The 22,041-nt window shown below is 71.8% G+C and carries 24 protein-coding genes; 20 read left to right on the forward strand and 4 right to left on the reverse strand.

What is annotated here, in order from left to right:
• Positions 1-30: 30 nt before the first annotated feature.
• The 3 genes from BLQ62_RS09255 to gad all read right to left on the reverse strand — a co-directional run bounded on the left by BLQ62_RS09255 (position 31) and on the right by gad (position 3,869).
• Complete coding sequence (locus tag BLQ62_RS09255) at positions 31-915, reverse strand: MerR family transcriptional regulator (protein ID WP_068565791.1); 885 nt, start codon at positions 913-915, stop codon at positions 31-33.
• A 33-nt stretch (positions 916-948) separates the two neighbouring features.
• Positions 949-2,226, reverse strand: a complete 1,278-nt coding sequence (locus tag BLQ62_RS09260) for an acyltransferase (protein ID WP_068565789.1) — start codon at positions 2,224-2,226, stop codon at positions 949-951.
• A 263-nt stretch (positions 2,227-2,489) separates the two neighbouring features.
• Positions 2,490-3,869 carry a glutamate decarboxylase gene (gad, locus tag BLQ62_RS09265; protein ID WP_068565787.1) on the reverse strand — a complete coding sequence of 460 codons (1,380 nt, stop codon included), beginning with the start codon at positions 3,867-3,869 and terminating at the stop codon, positions 2,490-2,492.
• A 239-nt stretch (positions 3,870-4,108) separates the two neighbouring features.
• On the opposite strand from gad, the gene rpsP reads away from it, so the two are divergent.
• The 12 genes from rpsP (at position 4,109) to rplS (ending at position 12,904) form a co-directional block, all read left to right on the forward strand.
• Positions 4,109-4,576: a 30S ribosomal protein S16 gene (rpsP, locus tag BLQ62_RS09270; protein ID WP_068535595.1), complete on the forward strand. Its 468-nt coding sequence runs from the start codon at positions 4,109-4,111 to the stop codon at positions 4,574-4,576.
• Positions 4,576-4,824: an RNA-binding protein gene (locus BLQ62_RS09275; protein ID WP_013126270.1), complete on the forward strand. Its 249-nt coding sequence runs from the start codon at positions 4,576-4,578 to the stop codon at positions 4,822-4,824. Before rpsP ends, BLQ62_RS09275 begins: the two co-directional genes overlap by 1 nt.
• Before the next feature lie 5 nt (positions 4,825-4,829).
• Positions 4,830-5,351, forward strand: coding sequence for a ribosome maturation factor RimM (rimM, locus tag BLQ62_RS09280; protein WP_068535594.1), 522 nt, complete (start codon positions 4,830-4,832; stop codon positions 5,349-5,351).
• A 4-nt stretch (positions 5,352-5,355) separates the two neighbouring features.
• Entirely contained in the window at positions 5,356-6,051 is a 696-nt protein-coding gene (gene trmD, locus BLQ62_RS09285; RefSeq protein ID WP_068565785.1) for a tRNA (guanosine(37)-N1)-methyltransferase TrmD, read from the forward strand.
• Between the two features lie 17 nt (positions 6,052-6,068).
• A complete protein-coding gene (locus tag BLQ62_RS09290; RefSeq protein WP_068565783.1) occupies positions 6,069-7,037 on the forward strand; it encodes an ATP-binding protein in 969 nt (322 codons plus the stop codon).
• 100 nt (positions 7,038-7,137) lie between these two features.
• On the forward strand, positions 7,138-7,440 hold the full coding sequence (locus BLQ62_RS09295) for a YbaB/EbfC family nucleoid-associated protein (RefSeq protein ID WP_068565782.1): 303 nt from the start codon (positions 7,138-7,140) through the stop codon (positions 7,438-7,440).
• Entirely contained in the window at positions 7,437-7,715 is a 279-nt protein-coding gene (locus tag BLQ62_RS09300; RefSeq protein WP_068565781.1) for a hypothetical protein, read from the forward strand. The genes BLQ62_RS09295 and BLQ62_RS09300 overlap by 4 nt, the downstream gene beginning before the upstream one ends.
• Positions 7,712-8,605, forward strand: coding sequence for a hypothetical protein (locus BLQ62_RS09305; RefSeq protein WP_068535586.1), 894 nt, complete (start codon positions 7,712-7,714; stop codon positions 8,603-8,605). The genes BLQ62_RS09300 and BLQ62_RS09305 overlap by 4 nt, the downstream gene beginning before the upstream one ends.
• Positions 8,589-9,008, forward strand: a complete 420-nt coding sequence (locus tag BLQ62_RS09310; protein WP_068535585.1) for a hypothetical protein — start codon at positions 8,589-8,591, stop codon at positions 9,006-9,008. The genes BLQ62_RS09305 and BLQ62_RS09310 overlap by 17 nt, the downstream gene beginning before the upstream one ends.
• 9 nt (positions 9,009-9,017) lie before the next feature.
• On the forward strand, positions 9,018-11,441 hold the full coding sequence (locus BLQ62_RS09315) for a Tex family protein (RefSeq protein WP_068565778.1): 2,424 nt from the start codon (positions 9,018-9,020) through the stop codon (positions 11,439-11,441).
• Positions 11,442-11,523: 82 nt separating this feature from the next.
• Entirely contained in the window at positions 11,524-12,501 is a 978-nt protein-coding gene (locus BLQ62_RS09320; RefSeq protein WP_068565776.1) for a hypothetical protein, read from the forward strand.
• A 61-nt stretch (positions 12,502-12,562) separates the two neighbouring features.
• A complete protein-coding gene (rplS, locus tag BLQ62_RS09325) occupies positions 12,563-12,904 on the forward strand; it encodes a 50S ribosomal protein L19 (protein WP_019203499.1) in 342 nt (113 codons plus the stop codon).
• A 212-nt stretch (positions 12,905-13,116) separates the two neighbouring features.
• Here rplS and aldA read toward each other — a convergent pair whose 3' ends face one another.
• Positions 13,117-14,553: an aldehyde dehydrogenase gene (gene aldA / locus BLQ62_RS09330; RefSeq protein ID WP_068565774.1), complete on the reverse strand. Its 1,437-nt coding sequence runs from the start codon at positions 14,551-14,553 to the stop codon at positions 13,117-13,119.
• Between the two features lie 238 nt (positions 14,554-14,791).
• Here aldA and lepB point away from each other — a divergent pair, with 238 nt between their 5' ends.
• The 8 genes from lepB to dprA all read left to right on the forward strand — a co-directional run bounded on the left by lepB (position 14,792) and on the right by dprA (position 21,928).
• Positions 14,792-15,745: a signal peptidase I gene (gene lepB / locus BLQ62_RS09335; RefSeq protein WP_068565772.1), complete on the forward strand. Its 954-nt coding sequence runs from the start codon at positions 14,792-14,794 to the stop codon at positions 15,743-15,745.
• Positions 15,746-15,751: 6 nt separating this feature from the next.
• Positions 15,752-16,435 (forward strand): ribonuclease HII, encoded by a 684-nt coding sequence (locus tag BLQ62_RS09340; protein WP_082756490.1) that lies wholly within the window; start codon positions 15,752-15,754, stop codon positions 16,433-16,435.
• A gap of 43 nt (positions 16,436-16,478) precedes the next feature.
• Positions 16,479-16,784: a DUF2469 domain-containing protein gene (locus BLQ62_RS09345; protein WP_040768524.1), complete on the forward strand. Its 306-nt coding sequence runs from the start codon at positions 16,479-16,481 to the stop codon at positions 16,782-16,784.
• 155 nt (positions 16,785-16,939) lie between these two features.
• Positions 16,940-18,157, forward strand: coding sequence for an MFS transporter (locus BLQ62_RS09350; protein WP_068565769.1), 1,218 nt, complete (start codon positions 16,940-16,942; stop codon positions 18,155-18,157).
• Between the two features lie 41 nt (positions 18,158-18,198).
• Positions 18,199-18,771: a TetR/AcrR family transcriptional regulator gene (locus BLQ62_RS09355; RefSeq protein ID WP_068566319.1), complete on the forward strand. Its 573-nt coding sequence runs from the start codon at positions 18,199-18,201 to the stop codon at positions 18,769-18,771.
• Between the two features lie 108 nt (positions 18,772-18,879).
• Positions 18,880-19,248, forward strand: coding sequence for a YraN family protein (locus BLQ62_RS09360; protein ID WP_068535572.1), 369 nt, complete (start codon positions 18,880-18,882; stop codon positions 19,246-19,248).
• Positions 19,248-20,762 (forward strand): YifB family Mg chelatase-like AAA ATPase, encoded by a 1,515-nt coding sequence (locus BLQ62_RS09365; protein ID WP_068535570.1) that lies wholly within the window; start codon positions 19,248-19,250, stop codon positions 20,760-20,762. The genes BLQ62_RS09360 and BLQ62_RS09365 overlap by 1 nt, the downstream gene beginning before the upstream one ends.
• 2 nt (positions 20,763-20,764) lie before the next feature.
• Entirely contained in the window at positions 20,765-21,928 is a 1,164-nt protein-coding gene (gene dprA, locus BLQ62_RS09370; protein ID WP_082756567.1) for a DNA-processing protein DprA, read from the forward strand.
• Positions 21,929-22,041: the final 113 nt, after the last annotated feature.

Consider the following 22,041-nt stretch of genomic DNA (forward strand, 5'->3'; position numbering starts at 1 on the left):
TGCGTCCGGCCCGGCCCCGCGCCCCGTCGCTCAGGCGTGCGCGCGGAGCGCGGCGATCACCCACTGCGCGACCGGCACCGTCGCCGGGCGGGCGGGCCAGTCGTTGAGGATCCCGAGCAGCGCCCAGTAGCGCTCGACGCGGGCGTCGGTGAAGGTCACCATCTGCTCGGCCAGTGCGGCCCGGTCCGTGCCCGCCGGGACGAGTGCGTCCAGCAGGGCTCCGGCGTCGTCCGACGCCGGGTCCGTACCGCCTTCGGCCGCCGCGCGGGCGGCCTCGAGGTCCACCATCACCGGTGGCGCGGTCGCAGCCGCCCCGGTCACGGCCATCTCCCGGGCGCGGGCCCGGAAGTCCTCGTCCGCGACGAGCGCCGCCAGTTCGATCCACGCGTCCACCTGTGCGGGCGTCGGATCGTCGGGCAATGCGGCCGGCATCGAGCGCATCCCGTGCGCGATGTGCGCGCCGGGGGCGTCCGGGGCGATTCCGGCGAAGGCCTCGTCGACGAACTCGTCGATGATCCGCTGGCGCTGCGCCGCGGACAGTGTCGCCATCTCGTGCATGATTCTCAGCTCCTCGGTCGTGCTGTTCCGGGTCGCGACCGACCGCAGCACCGCCCGCCGGATCCGCAGCGTGCGGATCTGGGCGTCGAGGGCCTGCGCGTGGGCATCCGCCACCGCGGCGAGGCTCGTGCGCTCCGCGAGGACGGCGCGCACCGTCTTGACGTCCAGGCCCAGTTCGCGCAGGGTCCGCACCAGCTCGAGCCGCGCCACCGAATCCGCATCGTAGAGCCGGTATCCGGCAGCGCTGCGGACCGTGGGGACGAGGCCCTCGTCCGACCAGAACCGGATGGTCTTCACCGATGCCCCGGTCCGGGCCGCGACGTCGCCGATGCTGAACAGTGCGTTGTCGTCGGTCACGGGATCAGCCTGCGGTCTCCAGTGAGGGGAGAGTCAAGAGGTGGAGGTGCGGGAGATGCCGAGCAGGTCGTTGTCCTGCGTCGACGGGGCGTCCTCGCGGGCCGTGGGCGGCGGGGTGCGACGCTTCGCGGGGCGCGGGCGACCGACCCACCACTGCGCCTTCGGGGCCCGGCTGAGCAGTTCCACGACGGCGAGCGTGATCGCGATCGTGAGCGCGTACGCCACCGCCGTCCCCAGGGGCGAGGGCAGCACCGTCGTGAGCCAGGAGGCGCCGTCGGACGTCCGGGGCAGCAGCAACAGTGCGAGCACCATGACGTGCACCAGGAAGACGCCGAAGGAGCGCTTCGCGCCGTAGGAGGCGAAGCGCGTGAGCCGTGGGACACGGTGCCGGTTGCGGGCCAGCAGCAGCCCGACGGTGTAGACCGCTGCCACCAGCACGACGTACAGCACGAAGTTGCCGGGCTGGAAGACCGCCGACGCCACGATCGGCGCGGTCTCGTCGTTGAGGCGGGCCCGGTAGAGGACCTGCGCGCCCACCGCGGTCAGCGCCGCGAGGCCCAGCACCACGGGAGCGTGCCGCAGCAGGACGGCCTCGACCCGCTCGCGGTGGAAGGCGGTGAACACGCCCAGCAGAATGAAGAACTGGTACGGCACGAACGTGGCGTAGAGGTGCCAGAAGTTCTCGCTCCACCAGCCGGAGGTGGGGTTCCAGTAGGTGGCGGCCGTGTAGATGCCGACCTGCAGCACGGCGCTCACCAGCAGGATGCGGCCGTGGTAGCGGCGGGTGCGTTCCGCGAACGCGAAGATCAGGGGGAACAGCACGTAGATCTGCAGGGTGACGAAGATGAAGTAGAGCTGGTAGCCGCCCGCGGGGCCGCCCCACTTCAGGGCGTCCCAGAACTCGCCCAGCCGGTGCGGGATCTCGCCGCCGACGCCACCGGCGACCATGTCGTAGACCCAGTAGGCGAACGCCCACAGCACGAACGGCGTGATCACCAGCGTGAGCCGCTTGCGCCAGAACCGGACCGGGCTCAGCCGGGCGCCGCGCTCGACGATGCCGTAGGCCAGCACCAGGCCCGTCAGCGCGAAGAAGGCGTTGCGGGTGAAGTGCAGGTTCATCGCGATCGCGTTGGTGACGGTGCCGTTGACCTCGTCGTTGGTATTGGTCAGCGTGTGGATGAAGACCACGAGCAGGAACGTGATGGTGCGGACGAAATCCAGCTGGTAGAGGTAACCGCCGCGCGACGGGGAGCCCGCCGCGTCACCGGTGGCGACCGGGGACGCGGTGGATCGATCCAGGTGCGTGGCCATGAGCTGAGTCTGCGGTCCGTTCCTGCTGGGGTGCTGAACGTGGCCTGGCAGTGGGCTACACCGGGCTGACGGTGCACCGCGCAGGCGACAACGGGGTGGAGTTTACCCGCTGGTAACCATTGCTCTCGCAACTACAGCGCCGAAGTGGCGCGTGTCACGCGACGGCGACCGTGCTCGCCCCCGAGCCTAGCCGCACTGCGGCGCCGGGCGGGCGAGCCGCGTGTCGTGCGGGCGATTGCGCAGCTCAGGGCGTCGTCGGGTACTCAGTGATGGAACGCGCGGCGGTCGTCGGCGGTGTGGCGCGGGTCCAGTCGGGCCAGGGCGGCGATCACGTCCCCGCGGAGCTTGCCGGCCAGATCGCCCGAGAAGCCCTCGCGCACGACGATTCGCAGCACCGTGACGTCCTGGGCGTCCGCCGGCATGGTGTACGCCGGCACCTGCCAGCCGGCCGCGCGCAGTTCGTGTGAGAGGTCGAACGCCGTGAACGGTGCCGCGTCGTCGACGGAGAACGTGACGACCGGCAGCGCGGAGCCGTCGCTGATCACGGTGAGGTGCGGCAGGGAGGCGATCTGCGCGGCGAGCCACATCGCGGTGCCACGCAGCGCCCGCATGATCTTGGTGTAGCCGTTGCGGCCGAGCCGGACGAAGTTGTAGTACTGCCCGATGATCTGCGCGCCGGGGCGCGAGAAGTTGAGCGTGAAGGTCGGCAGGTCGCCGCCGAGGTAGTTCACGCGAAAGACCAGGTCCTCGTCCAGGGCGGCGCGGTCGCGGAAGATCACGAACCCGATGCCCGGGTAGGTCAGGCCGTACTTGTGCCCGGAGGTGTTGATCGCGAAGACGCGGGGCAGCCGGAAGTCCCACACGAGGTCCGGGTCGAGGAACGGGGCGACGAAGCCGCCGCTCGCCGCATCGACGTGCACCGGAACGTCGGGGCCGCCGGACGCCGACAGCTCGTCGAGCGCGGCACAGACGCCGGCGACGTCTTCGTACTCGCCGGTGAAGGTGGTGCCGAGGAGGGTGACCGCGCCGATGGTGTTCTCGTCGACAGCGTCGCGCACCTGCTCCGGCGTGACCACGTAGCGCCCCGGTTCGATGGGCAGGTACACCGGCTCCACGTCGAAGTAGCGGCAGAACTTCTCCCAGACGACCTGGACGTTCGATCCCAGCACCAGGTTGGGGGTGCTCGCGTCCAGGCCCGCGGCGCGCCGCTGCTTGCGCCAGCGCCACTTCATCGCGAGGCCGGCGAGCATGACCGCCTCGGACGAGCCGATCGTCGACGCGCCGGTCGCCGACGCCGGATCGTGCGGGTCCAGGCCGGGAGCGTGGAAGAGGTGCGCGACGATCGCGACGGTGCGGGACTCGATCGCCGAGGTCGCGGGGTACTCGTCGTGGTCGATCGCGTTCTTGTCGAAGGACTCGGCCATGAGGGCCTGGCCCTCCGGTTCCATCCAGGTGGTGACGAACGTGGCCAGATTGGTCCGGGACTGGCCGTCGAGGACGAGCTCGTCGTGGACGAAGCGGTACGCCGCCAGCGGCGGCGTCTCCTCGTCCGCGAGGCGGGCGCGGGGGAGCGGTTCGGTGCCGAGTCGTCCGGCGTACGCCGGCAGGAGGAGGCCTTCGTCGTCGCGGGGGTCGTTGCTCATGCTCAGAAACTACGCGCGGGGCCCCGCCCGTGCAGCCCGAGTGCGGGCTGCGAGCGGGTGCCGCGCCGCCGACCTGGATTTCGTCGCGGCCGCAGGTCATGGCACAATGGACCGCTGCTGACCGGCAGCGGCTGAGATACCGCCCGGCGGTCACGCAACCAGACGGCAAAACCGGGTGCGTTCATCCTGACGCATCGCTGAATTGCACACGTGACTCGAGAACGAAGGAACCACAGCACATGGCTGTCAAGATCAAGCTCACGCGGCTCGGCAAGATCCGCAACCCCCAGTACCGCGTCGTCATCGCCGACTCGCGCACCCGCCGCAACGGCCGCGCGATCGAGTCGATCGGCAAGTACCACCCCAAGGAGGAGCCGTCGCTCATCGCGATCGACTCCGAGCGCGTCCAGTACTGGCTGGGCGTCGGCGCCCAGCCGACCGAGCCCGTGCTCGCCCTCCTGAAGATCACCGGTGACTGGCAGAAGTTCAAGGGCCTCCCGGGCGCCGAGGGCACCCTGAAGACCGCCGCCGAGAAGCCGTCCAAGCTGGACCTCTTCAACGCCGCGCTCGCCGAGGCCGACAAGGAGCCCGCCGCGGCCGCCACCACGCCCAAGAAGAAGGCGGAGAAGAAGGCCGACGAGGCCCCCGCCGAGGCTGCTGAGGCTCCGGCCGAGGCCGCCGCCGAGGCTCCGGCCGAGGGCGAGTAATGAGCGCCGTCGTCGCCGACGCCGTCGAGCACCTCGTGCGCGGCATCGTGTCGAACCCGGACGACGTCCGCGTCGACCTGATCACCGGCCGTCGCGGCCGCGTGATCGAGGTGCACGTGAACCCGGACGATCTGGGCAAGGTGATCGGCCGTAGCGGCCGCACCGCCACCGCCCTGCGCACCCTCGTCACCGGCATCGGTGGCAAGGGCATCCGGATCGACGTCGTCGACACCGATCGGGTTCGCTGACGAACATGGAGCTCGTGATCGGCCGCGTCGCCAAGTCGCACGGCATCCGCGGCGAGATCGTCGTGGATGTGCGCACCGATTCGCCCGAGCTCCGCTTCGCGGACGGCGCCGTCCTCACCGGACGGCGCCCCCGCGAGAAGCAGAACCAGACGTACACCGTGGCAGCCTCCCGGAACCATTCCGGGAGGCTGCTGGTGCGTCTGCAGGGGGTGGACGACCGCACCGCCGCCGACGAGCTGCGCGGCACCCTCTTCTACATCGACTCCGCCGACGTGGAGCCCAGCGACGATCCGGACGAGTTCTACGACCACGAACTCGAGGGCCTCGCCGTGCGCACCGTCGGAGGCGAGGACGTGGGCGTGATCGCCGAGGTCCTGCACCCGCCCGGCGGCGAGCTGCTGTCGGTGAAGACGCCCGACGGCCGCGAGATCCTCATCCCGTTCGTCAAGGCCATCGTCCCGGACGTCGACCTGGCCGGTGGCGCGATCACCGTCGATCCGCCCGACGGTCTCCTCGACCCGGAGTAGTCCCGTGCGCATCGACGTGGTGACGATCTTCCCCGAGTACCTCGCGCCGCTGCGGCAGGCGCTCCTGGGTAAGGCCGTCGACAAGGGCCTGCTCGAGTTCGGTGTGCACGACCTGCGGAACTGGACCCACGACGTGCACAAGGCCGTCGACGACTCGCCCTACGGCGGCGGGCCCGGCATGGTCATGAAACCCACCGTGTGGGGGCCGGCCCTCGACGACGTCTGCCCCGACGACGCACTGCTCGTGGTCCCCACCCCCGCCGGAGTGCCGTTCACGCAGGCCATGGCCCACGAATGGGCGCGCGAGGAGCACATCGTCTTCGCCTGCGGCCGCTACGAGGGCATCGACCAGCGCGTCTTCGTCGACGCCGCCCGACGCGTGCGGGTCGTCGAGGTGTCCATCGGCGACTACGTGCTCATCGGCGGCGAGGTCGCGGTGCTCGTCATGGTCGAGGCCTTCGGCCGGCTCATCCCCGGCGTCCTCGGCAACAAGCTCAGCCACCAGGACGATTCCTTCTCCGAGGGGGCCGGCGGCCTGCTCGAAGGTCCGTCCTACACCCGCCCCGAGACGTGGCGCGACCTCACGGTGCCGCCCGTACTCCTGTCCGGGGACCACGCCAAGGTCGCGCAGTGGCGACGCGAGCAATCCCTTGAGCGAACCGCGGACCGTCGCCCCGATCTGCTCCCGCCGACGCCCTGATCGGCGAGGATGACCTGATGCGGCACGCGCCGGGCGACGAACCGCCCGAGACCCCCGCCGGGCCCGCCCGGTTGCGTCTGTCCCTGCTCGCCGGGGTGATCGCTCTGGTCGTCGCGATCGCGGTGACCGCCGTGACCGGAGGCCTGCTGCTCGCGCCCCTCGTCGCGCTCGCCGCGGGACTCTCGGCGTGGATCGCCGCGGGGTGCGCGCTGCGCCCGGTCGGCGCGCTGGCGCGGCGCTACCGCGACCTCGACACCGGCGCGCCGGGCGGCTTGCCCGAGCCCACCGGCGACGACGAGATCGCCGGTCTCACCCGCACCCTCGCCGACGCGCTCGAACGCCGGCGGGACGCCGCGGACCGGCGCCTGGCCTTCGTCGGCGAGGCGGCGCAGGCTCTGCAGGCCCCGATCGCGGATCTGCGCGCGGATCTGCGCGTCGCCGATGCCGACGGCGAGCCCGACGCCGTGCGCCGCGCCCTGGCCGATCTCGACCGGCTCCAGGCCACGGCCGGCGGACTGCTCCTGCTCGCCCGATTGCGGGCGGGTGAGCAGCCTCCCCGCGAGATCGTGCCGTGGTTCGAGGTGATGACCGCCGTCCGGAATCCGTCGGGGGTGGACGTCCTCGTGGAGGGCGATCTCGCCACCCTCGTGCTGGGCGCTCGGACGCATCTGGCGCTGCTGATGCAGCACGCCCTCGAGGCGGCGGCCGCGAACGCCGACGGTGCGGTGACGGTGCGGATCGGCAGGATCGACGACGTCGTGGTGCTGCGGGTGGACGACGACGGGCCGCCCGTCCCGCCCGACGGGCGGGACGCCGCGTTCACGGTCGGCGCCGGTGTCGATGCCGACGGCGGGCTCGCGCTCGCCGTCGTCGACGAGATCGTGCGCGCCCACGGCGGCACCGCCCAGCTCGAGGAGTCCCCGCGCGGCGGTTCCCGGCTGCGCGTGGAACTGCCCGCCGTCGCCGCCGCGCCGTCCCCGACCTGAACCACCGGACGCGATTGCCGCCGAATCCGCACCGTCCGCGCGGCACCACGGCATGATGGGGGAGAGCGGGCGTGGGGGCGTCCGCGGATTCGGGGGAATCATGGCTGAGATCAGCGGTGCCGCCGCCCTGCTCGCGGAGGTCGAGCGGCGCGAAGCGGCCCTCGCGCGGCTCGACGAGGAGTTCCGCACCGCCCGCGTCACGGCGCGCTCGCAGGACCGTACCGTCGCCGTCACCGTCGATGTGCGGGGGCACGTGGTCGCCGTGGACCTGGCGCCCGGCACGCCACGTGCCCATCCGCCGGAACGCTTGGGGCCCTTGATCGCCGAGCTCGCCGCCACGGCCGTCGGCACCCTCCGCGAGCACTACGAGCGGCGCGCCGAACTGACTCGGGTCGCGTCATGATCTTCGAACTGGACCCGCACGACTGGGAGCGGGAGGCGCGCACCGTCGACGCCCTCGCGGACGCACTGTGCGCACCGGAGCCGCTGCCGCTGCCCGACGATCCGTACGCGCGGGCGCTGGGCGCGGTCCCCGCCGAATCCGATTCCGCGGCACGGGAACTGCACGCCGCCTCCGTCGCCGAGCTGCGCGGACTCGCCGAGCGGATCCGCTCGCACGCGCGGGCCACCGCCGGGACCGACGCTCGCGGAGCCCGGGCGATCGAGGCCGTCCGGTGACCGATCCGTCGTTCTGGCCGCAGGAACCGGGCACGTACGCGGGCACCGGCGCGCAGTACGTCGCCGCGCACGACGAAGCGCGGCGGATCGCCTCCCGGCTCGGAGTCGCGGCACCGTCCGGCGTGCTGGTGACGGCGGCCGACCTGGACGCCGCGCGGGTGGCCTTCCATGCGGAGTACGCGACGCTGGTCGAGGACACCCGGGCCCGCATGACGGACGTCGCCGCGCGCACCGCGCTGGCCCGGCTCGAGGCCCGCGGCCAGAACCCGCCCGACGATCCGGGGGCCGAGCAGGCCGCCGACGTCGCGGACGAGCGCGGCCGCGCGGAGACCGAGGACGCCGCCGAGGAGGCGCGCCGCCGCTCGGCCGAACTCGCGGCCGGCCACGGCGCTGCGGTGGGTTCGATGGCGCCGATGGCCGGCATGGCCGGGATGGGTGGATTCGGCCGGTCCCTCTCGGCCGAGGGCACCCACCGCGCCGCCCATTACGCGATCCCGGCCGGTGCACCCGCCGACCTCGACCTGCGGCTGCGGGAGCTGTGCGGGGCCGTGGACGGCCCGGCCCGCGGCTGGGTGCGCATGGCCGTCGCCGAGGTCGCCGATGAGGCCGGGCGGCCCTGGCGGCTGATCGGGACCACCGAGCTCGACGGCTACCTGCGGCCCGGCGTCGTCCTGCGCGACGGCGAGCTCGCCGCCGGCAACGAGACCTGGCCGGAGCTGTCGATCGCCACCTTCTGTGCGGCACACGGTTTCACGCCCGGGCCGGTGGTGGGCGCCGTCGAACCGCCGCCCGACGTGTGCGAGTACCTGCGCGAGGCGGGCTTCGCCCCGAGTTGGTCCGCGGACGCCTGGAATACGCACTGGGGGGACACCGATGCACCGCTCGAATAGCCTGCCCGACCTGACGGAGGCCGTCGCGGCCGTGCCCGCCGAGCACCGGCACGCCGCAGGGGTCGCCCTCGTCGCCGGCGCACTCGACCGCGCTGCGGATCCGGCCCTCGATCACACGGGCGAGATCCTGTTGGACGAGCGGCGCGCCCCGGGGTCGCGCCGCGGCGCCGCGGACTCCCTGGCCGCCGCCGCGCGGGACTTCGATTCGTACGCCCACGCCCGACGGCTCGACGGTGACCACACGGGCTACATCCTGGGCTTCCAGTCGGCGCGGGTGCTCTCGGCGCTGTACTTCCTCGTGCGCGACGGCGGCGTCGGGCTGGCCGATGTCGCCTACGAGGCGGTGATGGTGTGCGGCGCCACAGAGCCGGTGATCGCGGATCTCGTCGGTGCCCGCCGGTAGGGTGGCCGCGTGAATTCGAGCGCGCCCGTGAAATCCGTATCCGCCCGCATCGCCGAGGAGCTCTCGGTGGGGGAGAACCAGGTGGCCGCCGCGGTCCAGCTGCTCGACGAGGGGTCGACGGTGCCGTTCATCGCCCGGTACCGCAAGGAGGTCACCGGCAGCCTCGACGACGCGCAGCTGCGCACGCTGGAGGAACGGCTCGGCTACCTGCGCGAGCTCGACGACCGGCGCGCGGCCGTGATCGCCTCCATCGAGGAGCAGGGCAAGCTGACGCCGCAGCTCCGGGAGGCGCTGATCGCCGCCGAGACCAAGGCCCGCGTCGAGGACATCTACCTGCCGTACAAGGTCAAGCGGCGCACCAAGGCGCAGATCGCGCGGGAGAACGGCCTGCAGCCGCTCGCGGAGCGCCTGCTGTCCGATCCCACGCTGGTCCCCGAGGAGCTGGCCGCGGAGTTCCTCGGTGAGAACGTCGCCGACGCGGCGGCGGCGCTCGAGGGCGCGCGCCACATCCTGGTCGAGCGGGCGTCCGAGGACGCCGAGCTGGTGGGCACCGTCCGCGAGAAGTTCTGGGCCGATTCGACGCTGCGCACCGGCGTGCGCGAGGGAGCGGACCCGCAGAAGGCGCAGAAGTTCCGCGACTACTTCGAGTTCTCCGAGCCGCTGGAGCAGATGCCCTCGCACCGCGTGCTCGCGGTGCTGCGCGGGGAGAAGGAGGAGGTGCTCTCCCTGCAGTTCGACGGTGGCGAGGACGCCGACTACGAGGCGATGGTCGCGGCGACGCTGGGCATCTCGAACCAGGGGCGCCCGGCGGACAAGTGGCTCGGCACCGTCGCGCGATGGGCCTGGCGCACCAAGCTGATGGTCTCCGCGACCGTGGACGCGCGGACCCGGCTGCGGCAGCGCGCCGAGGACGACGCCGTGCACGTCTTCGCCACCAACCTCAAGGACCTGCTGCTGGCGGCGCCGGCCGGCACCCGGCCGACGCTGGGTCTGGACCCGGGCTTCCGCAACGGCGTGAAGACGGCCGTGGTGGACGGCACCGGCAAGGTGCTCGACACCCTGATCATCTACCCGCACCAGCCGCAGAACCAGTGGGACAAGAGCAAGGCGCTGCTCGCCGCGCTCATCGCCCGGCACGACGTGGAGCTGGTCGCGATCGGCAACGGCACCGCCTCGCGCGAGACCGACGCCCTCACCACCGAGCTGCTGGCGGAGATCAAGAAGGCCGGCGCCCGGGTGCCCGCCAAGGCCGTCGTCAGCGAGGCGGGCGCGTCGATCTACTCGGCGTCCGAGTACGCCTCGCAGGAGCTGCCGGACATGGACGTCTCGCTGCGCGGCGCCGTCTCCATCGCCCGCCGCCTGCAGGACCCGCTGGCCGAGCTGGTGAAGATCGATCCCAAGTCGATCGGCGTGGGCCAGTACCAGCACGACGTCTCGCAGGCCAGCCTCGCCAAGTCGCTCGACGCGGTCGTCGAGGACGCGGTGAATGCGGTGGGCGTGGACCTCAACACCGCCTCGGCCCCGCTGCTCGCGCGCGTCTCCGGCGTCACCGAGAACCTGGCCGCTGCCATCGTCGCGCACCGCGACGGCGCGGGCGCCTTCCGCAGCCGCAAGGGCCTGCTGGACGTGCCGCGACTCGGCCCGAAGGCCTTCGAGCAGTGCGCGGGCTTCCTGCGCATCCGCGGCGGCGACGATCCGCTCGACGCCTCCGGCGTGCACCCCGAGGCGTACCCCGTGGTGCGGAAGATCCTGGACCGCTCGGGGCTGGCGCTCGCCGAGCTCATCGGCAACGGCCCGGCGCTCGCGAAGCTGCGGCCGGCGGACATCGCCGCGGACCTGGCGGACGAGCGGTTCGGCGTCCCGACGGTGACCGACATCCTCGCCGAGCTGGAGAAGCCGGGACGGGACCCGCGCCCCGCCTTCGCGACCGCGACCTTCGCGGCCGGTGTCGAGAAGGTCTCCGACCTGCAACCGGGCATGGTGCTGGAGGGCGTCGTCACCAACGTCGCCGCGTTCGGCGCGTTCGTGGATGTCGGCGTGCACCAGGACGGCCTCGTGCACGTCTCCGCCATGTCGGACCGGTACGTCTCCGACCCGCACGAGGTGGTCAAGTCCGGCCAGGTCGTCAAGGTGAAGGTGGTCGACGTGGACGTCGAACGCCAGCGGATCGGCCTCTCGCTGCGGCTGAACGACGATGCCGCTCCGAAGGAGCGCGGCCCGCGCGGCGGGGGAGCGCAGCGCGGCGGCGGTCCGCGGGGCGATGCCCGCGGCGCGCGCGGCGGGCAGCCCGGTGGCTCGCGCGGCCAGGGTGGGCAGAACCGCGGCCAGGGTCAGCGCGGCGGCGGCCAGAACCGGGCGTCGCGCGGAGGCGGGCAGGCGGCACCGTCGGGCTCGATGGCGGACGCGCTGCGCAAGGCCGGCTTCGGGAAGTAGTCGCGCGCGCATCGCGTGGGCGTCGTGTGCCGCCCGCGGCGTTCCGACCTGCGACGACGATGTCCGACGCTAGGTTGGAAGCATGTCCACCTGGTTCGCGAACGACATCGTCGGAGGGGGACGGCTGCCGCTGTTCACCTTCTGCGTCGGGCTGATCGTGGGCTTCATGGGGATCCGGATCAGCGTCCGGCTGATCCGGGCGAAGGTGCGCTGGTGGTTCGGCAACGTCACGCCCGGCGGCCTGCACCTGCACCACATGGTGTTCGGCGTGGTGCTGTGCCTGGGCTCGGCGATCGGCCTCATAGCGAACTTCGACAAGGCCACCCAGACGACGGCCGCGGTGCTCGCCGGCGTCTTTGGGTTGGGGGCCGCGCTGATCCTCGACGAGTTCGCGCTGATCCTCTACCTGCGCGACGTGTATTGGCAGGAGGAGGGGCGCGCCTCGGTCGACGCGGTGTTCGTGGCGATCGCGATGAGCGGCCTACTGCTCCTCGGACTGCGCCCGCTCGACCTCGTGGACTTCGCGGGGTTCCGGGACTCACCCGAGCGGGCCGCGCAGATCGGCTTCGGCGTCATCAGCCTCGGCACCGCCGCGATCGTGCTGCTCAAGGGGAAGATCTGGACCGGGCTGATCGGGCTGTTCTTCTTCCCGCTGCTGCTGATCGGCGCGATCCGGCTCTCCCGGCCGGGCGCGCCCTGGGCCCGCTGGCGGTACGAACAGGACTCGCGGCGCATGCTCCGTGCGCTGCGTCGCGAGCGCCGGCTGCGCCGCCCACTGATCCGCGCCAAGATCGCCGTCCAGGACCTGATGGCCGGCCGCCCGGACCTGCTGCCGAACCTGCGCGAGGACGCGGAGAAAGAGCTCGATCGCACCGTCGTGCCCGCGCCGGCGCCGCCCCGACGGCCCCGGTCGATGGCCCGGCGACTCACGATTTCGAGAAACCGTCGGCGATCTGGCACAATCAACAGGTTGCCCGGGCTGCGTGCTACCCGGGCGTATCCGGCTGCGGAGCGGCCGGTAGGACAGGAGTACGAACCGGTCGAACCCCCGCGGCAGTAGTCGCGACGGGCCGCCAGGGTCCTCTGCTCACGAAGACATGTAAGAAACGGATGATCCAGCGATGAACACGCTCGACTTCATTGACCAGCAGTCCCTGCGCAGCGATGTGCCCGACTTCCGCCCCGGCGACACCCTTGACGTGCACGTCAAGGTCATCGAGGGCAGCAAGGAGCGCGTCCAGGTGTTCAAGGGCGTCGTGATCCGCCGCCAGGGCGGCGGCGTGCGCGAGACCTTCACCGTGCGCAAGGTGTCCTTCGGCGTCGGTGTGGAGCGCACCTTCCCCGTGCACTCCCCGAACATCGCCAAGATCGACGTCCTCACCCGTGGTGACGTGCGTCGCGCGAAGCTGTACTACCTGCGCGACCTGCGCGGTAAGGCCGCCAAGATCAAGGAGAAGCGCTGACAACAGCGCCGCGGGCGGTCCGAGTGATCGCCGCGTAGCACCTCCCGAGCGCCCCGCGAGTCCGACGGACTCGCGGGGCGCTCGTCGTTTTACGGTCCTCGCTCGACGGCGCTGCCGATCGCGTCGAGGGACGACGACGCCCCACCGCCGACGGGCGGTGGGCGTCGTGCCGTCCGGACGGGGCTCCCGGGCCCGCCCTCAGGGGCGCTCGCTCAGTGGCGCTGGATGTAGCTCACCTGCGTCGTGGTGTATTCCTCGATCGCGTGCTTGCCGTCGGCGCCGCCGATGCCGGAGGCCTTGATGCCGGCGTGGAAGCCCTGGATCGCCTCCTCGTTCTCGCGGTTGACGTACACCTCGCCGAACTGCAGCTCGTCGATCACGCGCAGCGTCATGTTCAGGTCGTTGGTGTAGAGCGACGACGCGAGGCCGTACTCGCAGTCGTTGGCCCGCTCGATGGCCTCGTCCACGTTCTCGACCACGTGGACCGGGAGAATCGGCCCGAACACCTCGTTGTAGAGGATGTCCGCGGCGGGATCGTCGACCCGGATCACCGCCGGCGGGAAGAAGTATCCCGGGGAGTCCACCCGGCCCCCGCCCGCCACCAGCGTCGCGCCCGCCGCGAGCGCCTCGTCGAGCACCTTGCGGGTGCGGTCGGCCGCCTTCCGATTGACCAGCGGGCCCACGTCCACCGTCGGATCCGCGGGGTCCCCTGTCTTGAGCCGCCCGAGGCGTTCACCGATGCGCTTGATGAACTCGTCGGCGACGGGGCGCTCGACGTAGACGCGCTCGGCGCAGGTGCACACTTGGCCGTTGTTGAGCAGGCGGGACTCGGCGATCTTCTCGACCGCGAGGTCGAGGTCGGCGTCCTTGAGCACGATCGCGGGCGCCTTGCCGCCGAGCTCCAGGCTCACCTTCGTCACCGACTTGGAGGCGCTCTCCATGATCTTCGCGCCCGTCGCCGTGGAACCGGTGAACGTCACGAAGTCCACGCCGGGATGGCCCGACATCGCCGCGCCGACGGCGCCGGTCCCGAGGACCAGGTTGAACACGCCGGCCGGAAGCCCGACCGCGGCACAGACCTCGGCGAACATGAGCGCGTTGATCGGAGTGTCCTCCGCCGGCTTGATCACCAGCGTGCTGCCGGTGATCAGCGCGGGCGCGACCTTGCGGGAGAGGAGGAAGAGGGGGTAGTTCCACGGGCAGATGCCGGCGACGACACCGATCGGGCGGCGCTGCAGGACGATCAGCTCGCCGGGGCGATCGGACGGGATCACCTCGCCCTCGATGCGGCGCGCCCACTCGGCCATGTAGCGGAAGTAGCCGATGGCCTTGCCGACTTCGCCCTCGGCGTGTGCGCGGACCTTGCCCTGCTCGGTCATGAGGTCGACGACGAAGTCCTCGTGCCGTCGCTGCATCTCGTCGGCGATGGCGATCATGTACCGGGCGCGCTCGGTCTGGGGGAGTCGACGCCAGCGGTCCTGCGCGGCGCGGGCGGCGGCGACGGCCCGGTCGACGACCTCCGGCGAGGAGATCTTCACCGTGGTGATCCGCTCCGTCGTCGACGGATTCAGGACGTCCAGGTCCTCGTCCTCCGGTGCGGCGGCGATGAACTCGCCGTTGATGAAACTCGTGGTGTGCTCGGACGACAACGTTCCTCCTCGGTGGTCACTCGATGCGGCACCAGGCGATTCGAGGAGCGCGAGTGGCGATGGCTCCACAGCTCCGGCAGCCTTTTGCGATCGTATCAATGACGGTTGGGAAATTCATTGCGATCGAAGCAATCCGGTTCGGTCGGCGTGCGAACGATCCGACCGGGTCTAGGCTCCGCCTGTGCACGGCCGCGGCCGGTGCGCGGAGGACGACCGATCCGGTCGGTACGCTGTATCCGTGCCTGAGCAGACGAACTCCCCGGCAGCGCCCGAGCCCGGCGAACCGGCCGCGACCGGCCGCCTCGGCGACGCGGGCGCGGACCGTCCCGCCGAGCCCCGAGCGGGAGGCCGGCACGCCGCACCGACACCGTCGGAGGGCGCGACGTCACCGTCGGGCGATGGGAAGTCCGAAGAGGGGCGGGGCCGGGGACGGCGAGCGCGCAAGGACGCGAAGCCGCCGAAGGACAAGAAGACCAACTGGCCGCTCGAGGTCGGCGTGATCGTGCTGGTCGCCCTGGTGCTCAGCTTCTGCCTGCAGACCTTCGTCGGCCGCCAGTGGTACGTCCCGTCCCAATCGATGGAGCCCACCCTCGTCGGCTGCCCGGGCTGCACCGGCGACCGGATCGTGACGCAGAAGATCAGCTACTTCGCCGGTGACCCGACGCCGGGCGATGTGATCGTGTTCAAGGGGCCCACTGAGTCGTGGGGGCTCGAGCCGCTGCAGCCGGTCCGCTCCGAGAACGCCGTGATCCGCGGCGTCCAGGAGGCCCTGTCGTACGTCGGCCTGCAGCCGCCGAACGAGAACGATCTCGTCAAGCGCGTGATCGCCGTCGGCGGGCAGACCATTCAGTGCAGGCCCGAGACGGGTGTCACGGTGAACGGGAAGAAGATCGTCGAACCCTATCTGGCGGAACCGGCCAAGGAGTGGGCCAAGACCCGTGGCTGCTGGCCGATCTCGGGCAAGAACGGCCAGTACAACGAGTCCGGTGCGTTCGGGCCGATCACCATCCCCGACGGCAGCGTCTTCGTGATGGGCGACAACCGGATGGCGTCGGCCGATTCGCGCTTCCACATCGACGACGAGCTGCAGGGCACGATCCCGAAGGCGGACATCCGCGGCAAGGTCGTCGCGATCATCTACCCGTTCAGCCGCTGGCAGACGGTGGATTCGATCAACCCGCAGCAGGGCTAGGCGCACGTGCGCGACCGATGGCCCCCGCGGCCGGTGGTGCGGGCATCGTCGGGCCTGAGCACCCTGGAGACGGTGCTCGGCCGGGCGGGTCTGGGCCCCGTCGCCGGTGTCGACGAGGCCGGGCGCGGGGCCTGCGCGGGCCCGATGACGGTTGCCGCGTGCATCCTTCCCGCGAGGATCCCCGCGTCGCTCGCGCGTCTCGACGACTCGAAGAAGCTCACCGAGAACGCGCGGGAGGAGCTGTATCCGAAGATCCTCGAGCTCGCGATCAGTTGGTCCGTGGTCTCGATCCCGGCGCCCGAGATCGACCGGATCGGTGTGCACGTCGCCAACATCATGGGCATGCGGCGGGCGGTGGCCGGTCTGCAGGTGCGGCCGGGGTACGTGCTCATCGACGGGTTCAGCGTGCCCGGCCTGGGCGTTCCGTCGCTGCCCGTGATCGGCGGCGACGCCTCCGCTTCGTGCATCGCGGCTGCGAGCGTGCTCGCCAAGGTGACGCGCGATCGGGTCATGGCCGAGCTCGACGGCGCCTTCCCCGGGTACGGCTTCGCGGTGCACAAGGGTTACTCGACGGCGGTGCACATGGCGGCGCTGGGGGAGCTGGGGCCGAGCGGCCAGCACCGCATGCGGTACCAGAACGTGCGGGCCGCACTGGCCGCGTCGGCGGGGAGTTCCGCGGCGGCGCGGTAATCTGGAGCGGTTACGACTGGTGACATCAGGTGAGGAGGACGACGTGAGCGCAGAGGATCTCGAGAAGTACGAGACCGCGATGGAGCTGTCCATGTACCGCGAGTACAAGGACGTGCTGAGCCAGTTCACCTACGTGGTGGAGACGGAGCGCCGCTTCTACCTCGCCAACGGGGTCGACCTGATCCCGCGCAACGCGGACGGCGAGGTCTACTTCGAGGTGCGGATGACCGACGCCTGGGTGTGGGACATGTACCGGCCGGCCCGGTTCCTCAAGCAGGCCCGCGTGGTCACGTTCAAGGACGTCAACATCGAGGAGCTCGACAAGCCGGAGCTGCGGCTGCCGGAGTGATCGGCCGCTGACCGATCCGGCCGCAGGCGCCGTTCCCGCACAGGGGCGGCGCCTGCGGCCTCTTCTCTGACCGAATATTAACGGTTCACGGTGTCTCGAATACCTGCTATCGTTCTATAACGAGTCACATTGTCTCGTTATAGAAGGAATTACTCATGTTGCTTGATCGGACCGCGGTTCCCTACCGCGTCGCGCCGGCCGTGGTGTGCACGGCCTTCGCGTTCCTGGTGGTCATGATGGGTACCACCCTCCCCACGCCCCTCTACTCGATCTACTCGGCGCAGCTCGGATTCAGCTCGCTCACGGTCACCGTCCTGTTCGCGGTCTACGCCCTCGGCGTCGTCGCCGCGCTCACCGTCTTCGGCCGCCTCTCCGATGAGATCGGGCGGCGCCCGGTGCTGCTGGTCGCGGTGGCGCTGGCGATCCTCAGTGCCATGCTGTTCCTGCTGCCGCCCTCGCTCCCGCTGCTGATCGTGGCCCGCATCGTCTCCGGCCTCGGCGCGGGCCTGATGAGCGGCACGGGCACGGCGGCGGTGATCGACCTGTTCGCGCCCGAGGGCCGGGCCGCCGCCGGCACGCTCGCGGTCGCGGTGAACACCGGTGGTCTCGCCGCGGGTACGTTGCTCGCCGGATTCGTCGCGGATGTCTCCTCGTCGCCGCTGGTCGTGCCGTTCGTGGTGCACCTCGCGCTCGCGCTGCTGGCGGGCGCCGGGCTGTGGGCGTTCGCACCGCGGACCGCGATCGCGGGGCGGATGCGGCTGCGGCCGCGCCGCCTGCGGGTGCCGAGCGAGATCCACGGCGCCTTCGTCCGGGCGGTGCTGGCCGCCGGTTCGGCGTTCGCGGTGACCGGCGTCCTCACCGCCGTCGCGGCGATCTTCCTCGCCCGGTTCCTGCACCTGTCCAGCCACGCCCTCGCGGGTTTCGTGGTCTTTCTCGCCTTCGCCGGGATGGCCATCGGTCAGCTCGTCGCGCGCCGGTTCCCGCCGCGCCGCGCGCTGGTCCTCGGGTGCGGGGGACTGGTCGTCGCGGCGGGGCTGCTCGCCGTGGCCCTCGCGGCGAACTCCCTCGTTGCGCTGCTGCTCTCGGCTGCGGTGCTGGGCCTGTGCGGCGGCCTGTGCATGAACGCCGGTATCGCGACCACCGTCGAGCAGGTGCCGCCCGAGCATCGCGCCGAGGTCTCCTCGTCCTTCTTCGCCGGCCTCTACGTGATGCTCGCCTTCCCGGCGATCGGCGTCGGTGCGCTGTCGGCGGTCGTCGGGCTGCGCACCGCGGGCCTGGTCTTCTGTGTGGTGGTCGGGATCCTGGCCGCCTCCGTCTGCGCGGTCGAGGCGCGCTCGGCGTCCCGGGCTCGAACGCTCGCGGTGCGGGTGTGAGCGTGCCGTCCGACCTCGGAACCGACTGCTACGGTGGCGCGATGACGCAGACGGAACGCCCGGCCGGGCGCCCCCGCAGCGAGGAGGCGCGCACGGCGGTGCTCCGGGCGGTCGACGACATGCTCGTCGCCGAGGGGTACGCGGCGATGACCATGAAGGGCATCGCCGAGCGGGCCGGGGTCGGACGGCAGACCGTCTACCGCTGGTGGTCGACGAAGGCCGAGATCCTGTTCGAGGCGAGCGCGGCCGACGCCGCCGGGGAACTCGCGGTGGAGGCTCGTCCCACAGCGCGGGAGGACGTCGAGGCGTTTCTCGCGGCGGTGGTCCGCTTCCTCACCACCTCCGATGCGGGCCTGGCGTACCGGGCCCTGGTCGGGGAGGCGCAGCACGATCCGAAGGTCGCCGAGCTCATCGCCGGGGCCGACCCGCTGGGGGAGGCCGCGCGGGCCGTCATCGACCGCAACCGGCGGGCCGGAAGATTGCCGGCGGACCTCGATCCCGCGATGGCCGCCGCCGAGCTGGTGGGTCCTGTCGTCTTCCGGATTCTGGTGCAGGGCAGTGTGATCGGTGCGTCCGACGTGGCGTCGATCGCGGGGCGGTTCGTCCGACAGTAACCGGTCCGCGGGGCCGTTCCTCCACAGATTTGCGTACATAACCTTTTTTCTCCACAGGCACCGCCGTTCTCGGCGGTGCCCGTGGGGTGTCGACGGCACGATCGGCGCATGGGGAACAACGAAACGGGACGTGCCGGCGAGGACGTGGTCTGCGACTTCCTGACCGATCGTGGGTGGACGGTGCTGGAACGGAACTGGAGGTTCTCGGGCGGGGGCCTGCGGGGCGAGCTCGACGTCATCGCCCGTGCGCCGGACGGGCTGCTCGCGATCGTCGAGGTCAAGACCCGCACGGGGCGGGCGTTCGGCTCCGGGTTCGAGGCGGTGACGCCGCGCAAGGTCGCTCAGTTGCGGGCGCTGACCTCCCGCTGGCTGGCGGAGACCGAGGGCGCCTTCGCCCGGGTCAGAATCGATGTGGCGTCGGTGTTCACGCCGCCCGGCGGTCCGGTGACGCTCGAGTACCGGGCGGGGGTGGCGTGATGTCCTCGCTGAGCAAGGTGCACTCCGTCGCGATCACCGGGGTCGACGGTGCCGTGGTCGAGATCGAGGGCTGCATCGGCGCGGGCCTGCCGGCCGTGCATCTGGTCGGGTTGCCCGACACGGTGCTCAAGGAGTCCCGGGACCGGGTCCGGGCCGCCGTGGTCAACATCGGGATCAGGTTTCCCGACACCCGGGTCACGGTCGCCCTCTCGCCCGCGACGCTGCCGAAAGTCGGATCGGTCTACGACTTACCACTCGCGATCGCGATCCTGATGGCGGCGGAGCGGGTGCCGGCGGGGCGGGTGGAGGGCGCGGTCCTGCTGGGCGAACTCGCCCTCGACGGTCGGGTCCGCGCGGTGCGCGGCGTGCTCCCGGCGGTGCTCGCGGCCAAGGAGTCCGGGTTCGTGCGCGCGGTCGTGCCGCTCGCCAATCTCGACGAGGCGGGGCTCGTCGACGGCATCGAGGTGCTGGGCGCCGCACACCTGGCCGAGGTCGTGGCCTGGCTCAGCGGTGAGGGCCCGCTCGCCGAGCCCGGTCCGCTCGTCGCCGACGAGGCCGATCCCACGGTTGCGGACCTGGCCGACGTGGTGGGGCAGCCGGAGGCCAAGTACGCGCTGGAGGTCGCCGCGGCGGGGGCGCACCACATCATGATGACCGGGCCGCCCGGGATCGGGAAGACGATGCTGGCCTCGCGACTTCCGGGGATCATGCCCGCGCTGGGCCGGCGCGAGGCGCTCGAGGTCAGCGCGATCCACTCGATCGCCGGGAACCTGCGTGCCGACCGACCGTTGATCACCGTGCCGCCCTTCGTGGCACCGCACCAGACCTCCTCGGTCAGTGCGCTCGTCGGCGGCGGCAGTGGGCTGGCGCGGCCCGGCGCGGTCTCGCTCGCGCACCGGGGTGTGCTCTTCCTCGACGAGTGCGCCGAGATGGGCCCACGGTCGCTCGAGGCGCTGCGAACACCGTTGGAGGAGGGGCGGATACGGCTCGCCCGCCGCGACGGCGTGGTGAAGTACCCCTGCCGCTTCCTTCTGGTGATGGCGGCGAATCCGTGTCCGTGCGCACCAGCACGGGACCAGGACTGCACCTGTACGGCGACGGTCCGCCGCCGCTACCTCGGGCGACTGTCCGGTCCGCTGCTGGATCGGGTGGACCTGTGGGTGCGCATGGAACCGCCGGGCACCGGCGCGCTCCACGAGGACGGCGTCGGGGAGGAGACCAGCGCGACGGTCCGAGCCCGCGTGCGGGCCGCGCGGGAGGCCGCGGCGGCGCGCTGGGGAGCGGAGGGATGGCTCACCAATTCGGAGGTCCCCGGGGTGGTGCTGCGCCGCCGGTTCCGGCTCTCGGCGCAGGCCCTGCGCCCGCTGGAGTTGTACCTGCGGACCGGGAAGATCACCGCGCGCGGCGCGGACCGCTGCCTGCGGCTCTCCTGGACCCTTGCGGACCTCCTCGGGCTCGACAGACCGGGCGAGTCCGAAGTGGTTCAAGCGCTGCAGTTCCGGGACAAGGAGTGAGCATGACCGATGACGTCAGGCGCGCCCGCGCCTACCTGAGCCGGGTCGCGGAACCGCCGTACAGCGCGCTGATCACGTTGATCGACGAGGTGGGGCCGATCGCGGCGGCGGACATGGTGCGGCGGCAGGAGTTCGCGGACGGCTTCGAGTCGGTGGCGGACGGCACCGTCGGGCGGGCCGGCGTCGACCGGGCCGAGGCCGACCTCGCGCACATCGCGCACCTCGGCGGACGGCTGGTGATCCCGGAGGACGACGAATGGCCGGCAGCGGCGTTCGGCGCGCTGGCCGAACGGATCCCGACGGAGGACACCCAGCACGAGGACGAGGTCCGCGAGCTGCGGCCGGTCGCGGTGTGGGTCGTCGGTGGCGGGCGGCTCGACGAGCTGCTGGAACGCTCGGTCGCCATGGTGGGCACCCGCGCACCGTCGAGCTACGGCGAACGCGTCACCGACGCCTTCGCCGCCGATCTCGCGGCCGAGGGGTTCACCATCGTCTCCGGCGGCGCCTACGGCATCGACGGGGTCGCGCACCGCGCGGCGCTGGCCGCGGAGGGGCCGACCATCGCCTTCCTCGCCGGTGGCCTCGACCGTCCCTATCCCGCGGGGCACGCGGGCCTGTTCCGTCGGATCGCCGAAGTGGGGAACCTGGTCTCGGAGTACCCGCCGGGCGGCGTACCCGCGCGGCACCGCTTCCTGAACCGGAACCGGATGGTCGGCACCTGCACCGGAGGCGTGGTCGTGGCCGAGGCCGGGTTCCGCTCCGGGACCAAGAACACCGCGACGTGGGCGCGACGGCGCGGGATCGTCGTGTGCGCCGTGCCCGGCCCGGTCACCGCCGCCACCTCGGTCACCTGCCACCAGTTGATCCGCGAGGGCGCCGTGCTCGTCACCAGGTCCGCAGAGGTGATCGAGGAGGTGGGACGGATCGGCGAGCTCGCCGACGAACTCGCCGTCCCGGCGCGCCCGACCGACGGGCTCGACGGGCCGGCGCTGCGGGTCCACGACGCGCTCCCCGCGAAGTCCGCGCTGCCGGTCTCGGAGATCGCGGTGCTCGCCGGTCTCCCGCCCCGTGCGGTGATGGGGCAGCTCGCGCTCCTCGAGACCAAGGGGCTGGTGCGCCGCGACGGTGCGCTCTGGCGGCTCGTGCGGGTGAGCGAAATGTCGTGAATGCGATCAATCGACCCCACGATCCGGAGCGTTGGCGCGAGAACCCGGGTTCTTGTGCCTAGGGTTGGCGCCAGGGTGGCGGTGTCCAGAAACCGGCGTGGTCCCCGATCCTT

Origin of the sequence: Tsukamurella pulmonis (assembly GCF_900103175.1) — a bacterium.
GTDB classification, from domain to species: Bacteria; Actinomycetota; Actinomycetes; order Mycobacteriales; family Mycobacteriaceae; genus Tsukamurella; species Tsukamurella pulmonis.

Excerpts from the sequence above, each read along its gene's own strand:
- rpsP (WP_068535595.1), top strand. The coding sequence starts at position 4,109 with ATGGCTGTCAAGATCAAGCTCACGCGGCTCGGCAAGATCCGCAACCCC.
- BLQ62_RS09320 (WP_068565776.1), top strand. The coding sequence starts at position 11,524 with ATGTCCACCTGGTTCGCGAACGACATCGTCGGAGGGGGACGGCTGCCG.
- BLQ62_RS09295 (WP_068565782.1), top strand. The coding sequence starts at position 7,138 with ATGGCTGAGATCAGCGGTGCCGCCGCCCTGCTCGCGGAGGTCGAGCGG.
- BLQ62_RS09355 (WP_068566319.1), top strand. The coding sequence starts at position 18,199 with ATGACGCAGACGGAACGCCCGGCCGGGCGCCCCCGCAGCGAGGAGGCG.
- BLQ62_RS09365 (WP_068535570.1), top strand. The coding sequence starts at position 19,248 with ATGTCCTCGCTGAGCAAGGTGCACTCCGTCGCGATCACCGGGGTCGAC.
- BLQ62_RS09310 (WP_068535585.1), top strand. The coding sequence starts at position 8,589 with ATGCACCGCTCGAATAGCCTGCCCGACCTGACGGAGGCCGTCGCGGCC.
- dprA (WP_082756567.1), top strand. The coding sequence starts at position 20,765 with ATGACCGATGACGTCAGGCGCGCCCGCGCCTACCTGAGCCGGGTCGCG.
- rplS (WP_019203499.1), top strand. The coding sequence starts at position 12,563 with ATGAACACGCTCGACTTCATTGACCAGCAGTCCCTGCGCAGCGATGTG.
- BLQ62_RS09360 (WP_068535572.1), top strand. The coding sequence starts at position 18,880 with ATGGGGAACAACGAAACGGGACGTGCCGGCGAGGACGTGGTCTGCGAC.
- BLQ62_RS09275 (WP_013126270.1), top strand. The coding sequence starts at position 4,576 with ATGAGCGCCGTCGTCGCCGACGCCGTCGAGCACCTCGTGCGCGGCATC.
- gad (WP_068565787.1), bottom strand. The coding sequence starts at position 3,869 with ATGAGCAACGACCCCCGCGACGACGAAGGCCTCCTCCTGCCGGCGTAC.
- BLQ62_RS09290 (WP_068565783.1), top strand. The coding sequence starts at position 6,069 with ATGCGGCACGCGCCGGGCGACGAACCGCCCGAGACCCCCGCCGGGCCC.
- rimM (WP_068535594.1), top strand. The coding sequence starts at position 4,830 with ATGGAGCTCGTGATCGGCCGCGTCGCCAAGTCGCACGGCATCCGCGGC.
- BLQ62_RS09260 (WP_068565789.1), bottom strand. The coding sequence starts at position 2,226 with ATGGCCACGCACCTGGATCGATCCACCGCGTCCCCGGTCGCCACCGGT.
- BLQ62_RS09350 (WP_068565769.1), top strand. The coding sequence starts at position 16,940 with ATGTTGCTTGATCGGACCGCGGTTCCCTACCGCGTCGCGCCGGCCGTG.
- BLQ62_RS09300 (WP_068565781.1), top strand. The coding sequence starts at position 7,437 with ATGATCTTCGAACTGGACCCGCACGACTGGGAGCGGGAGGCGCGCACC.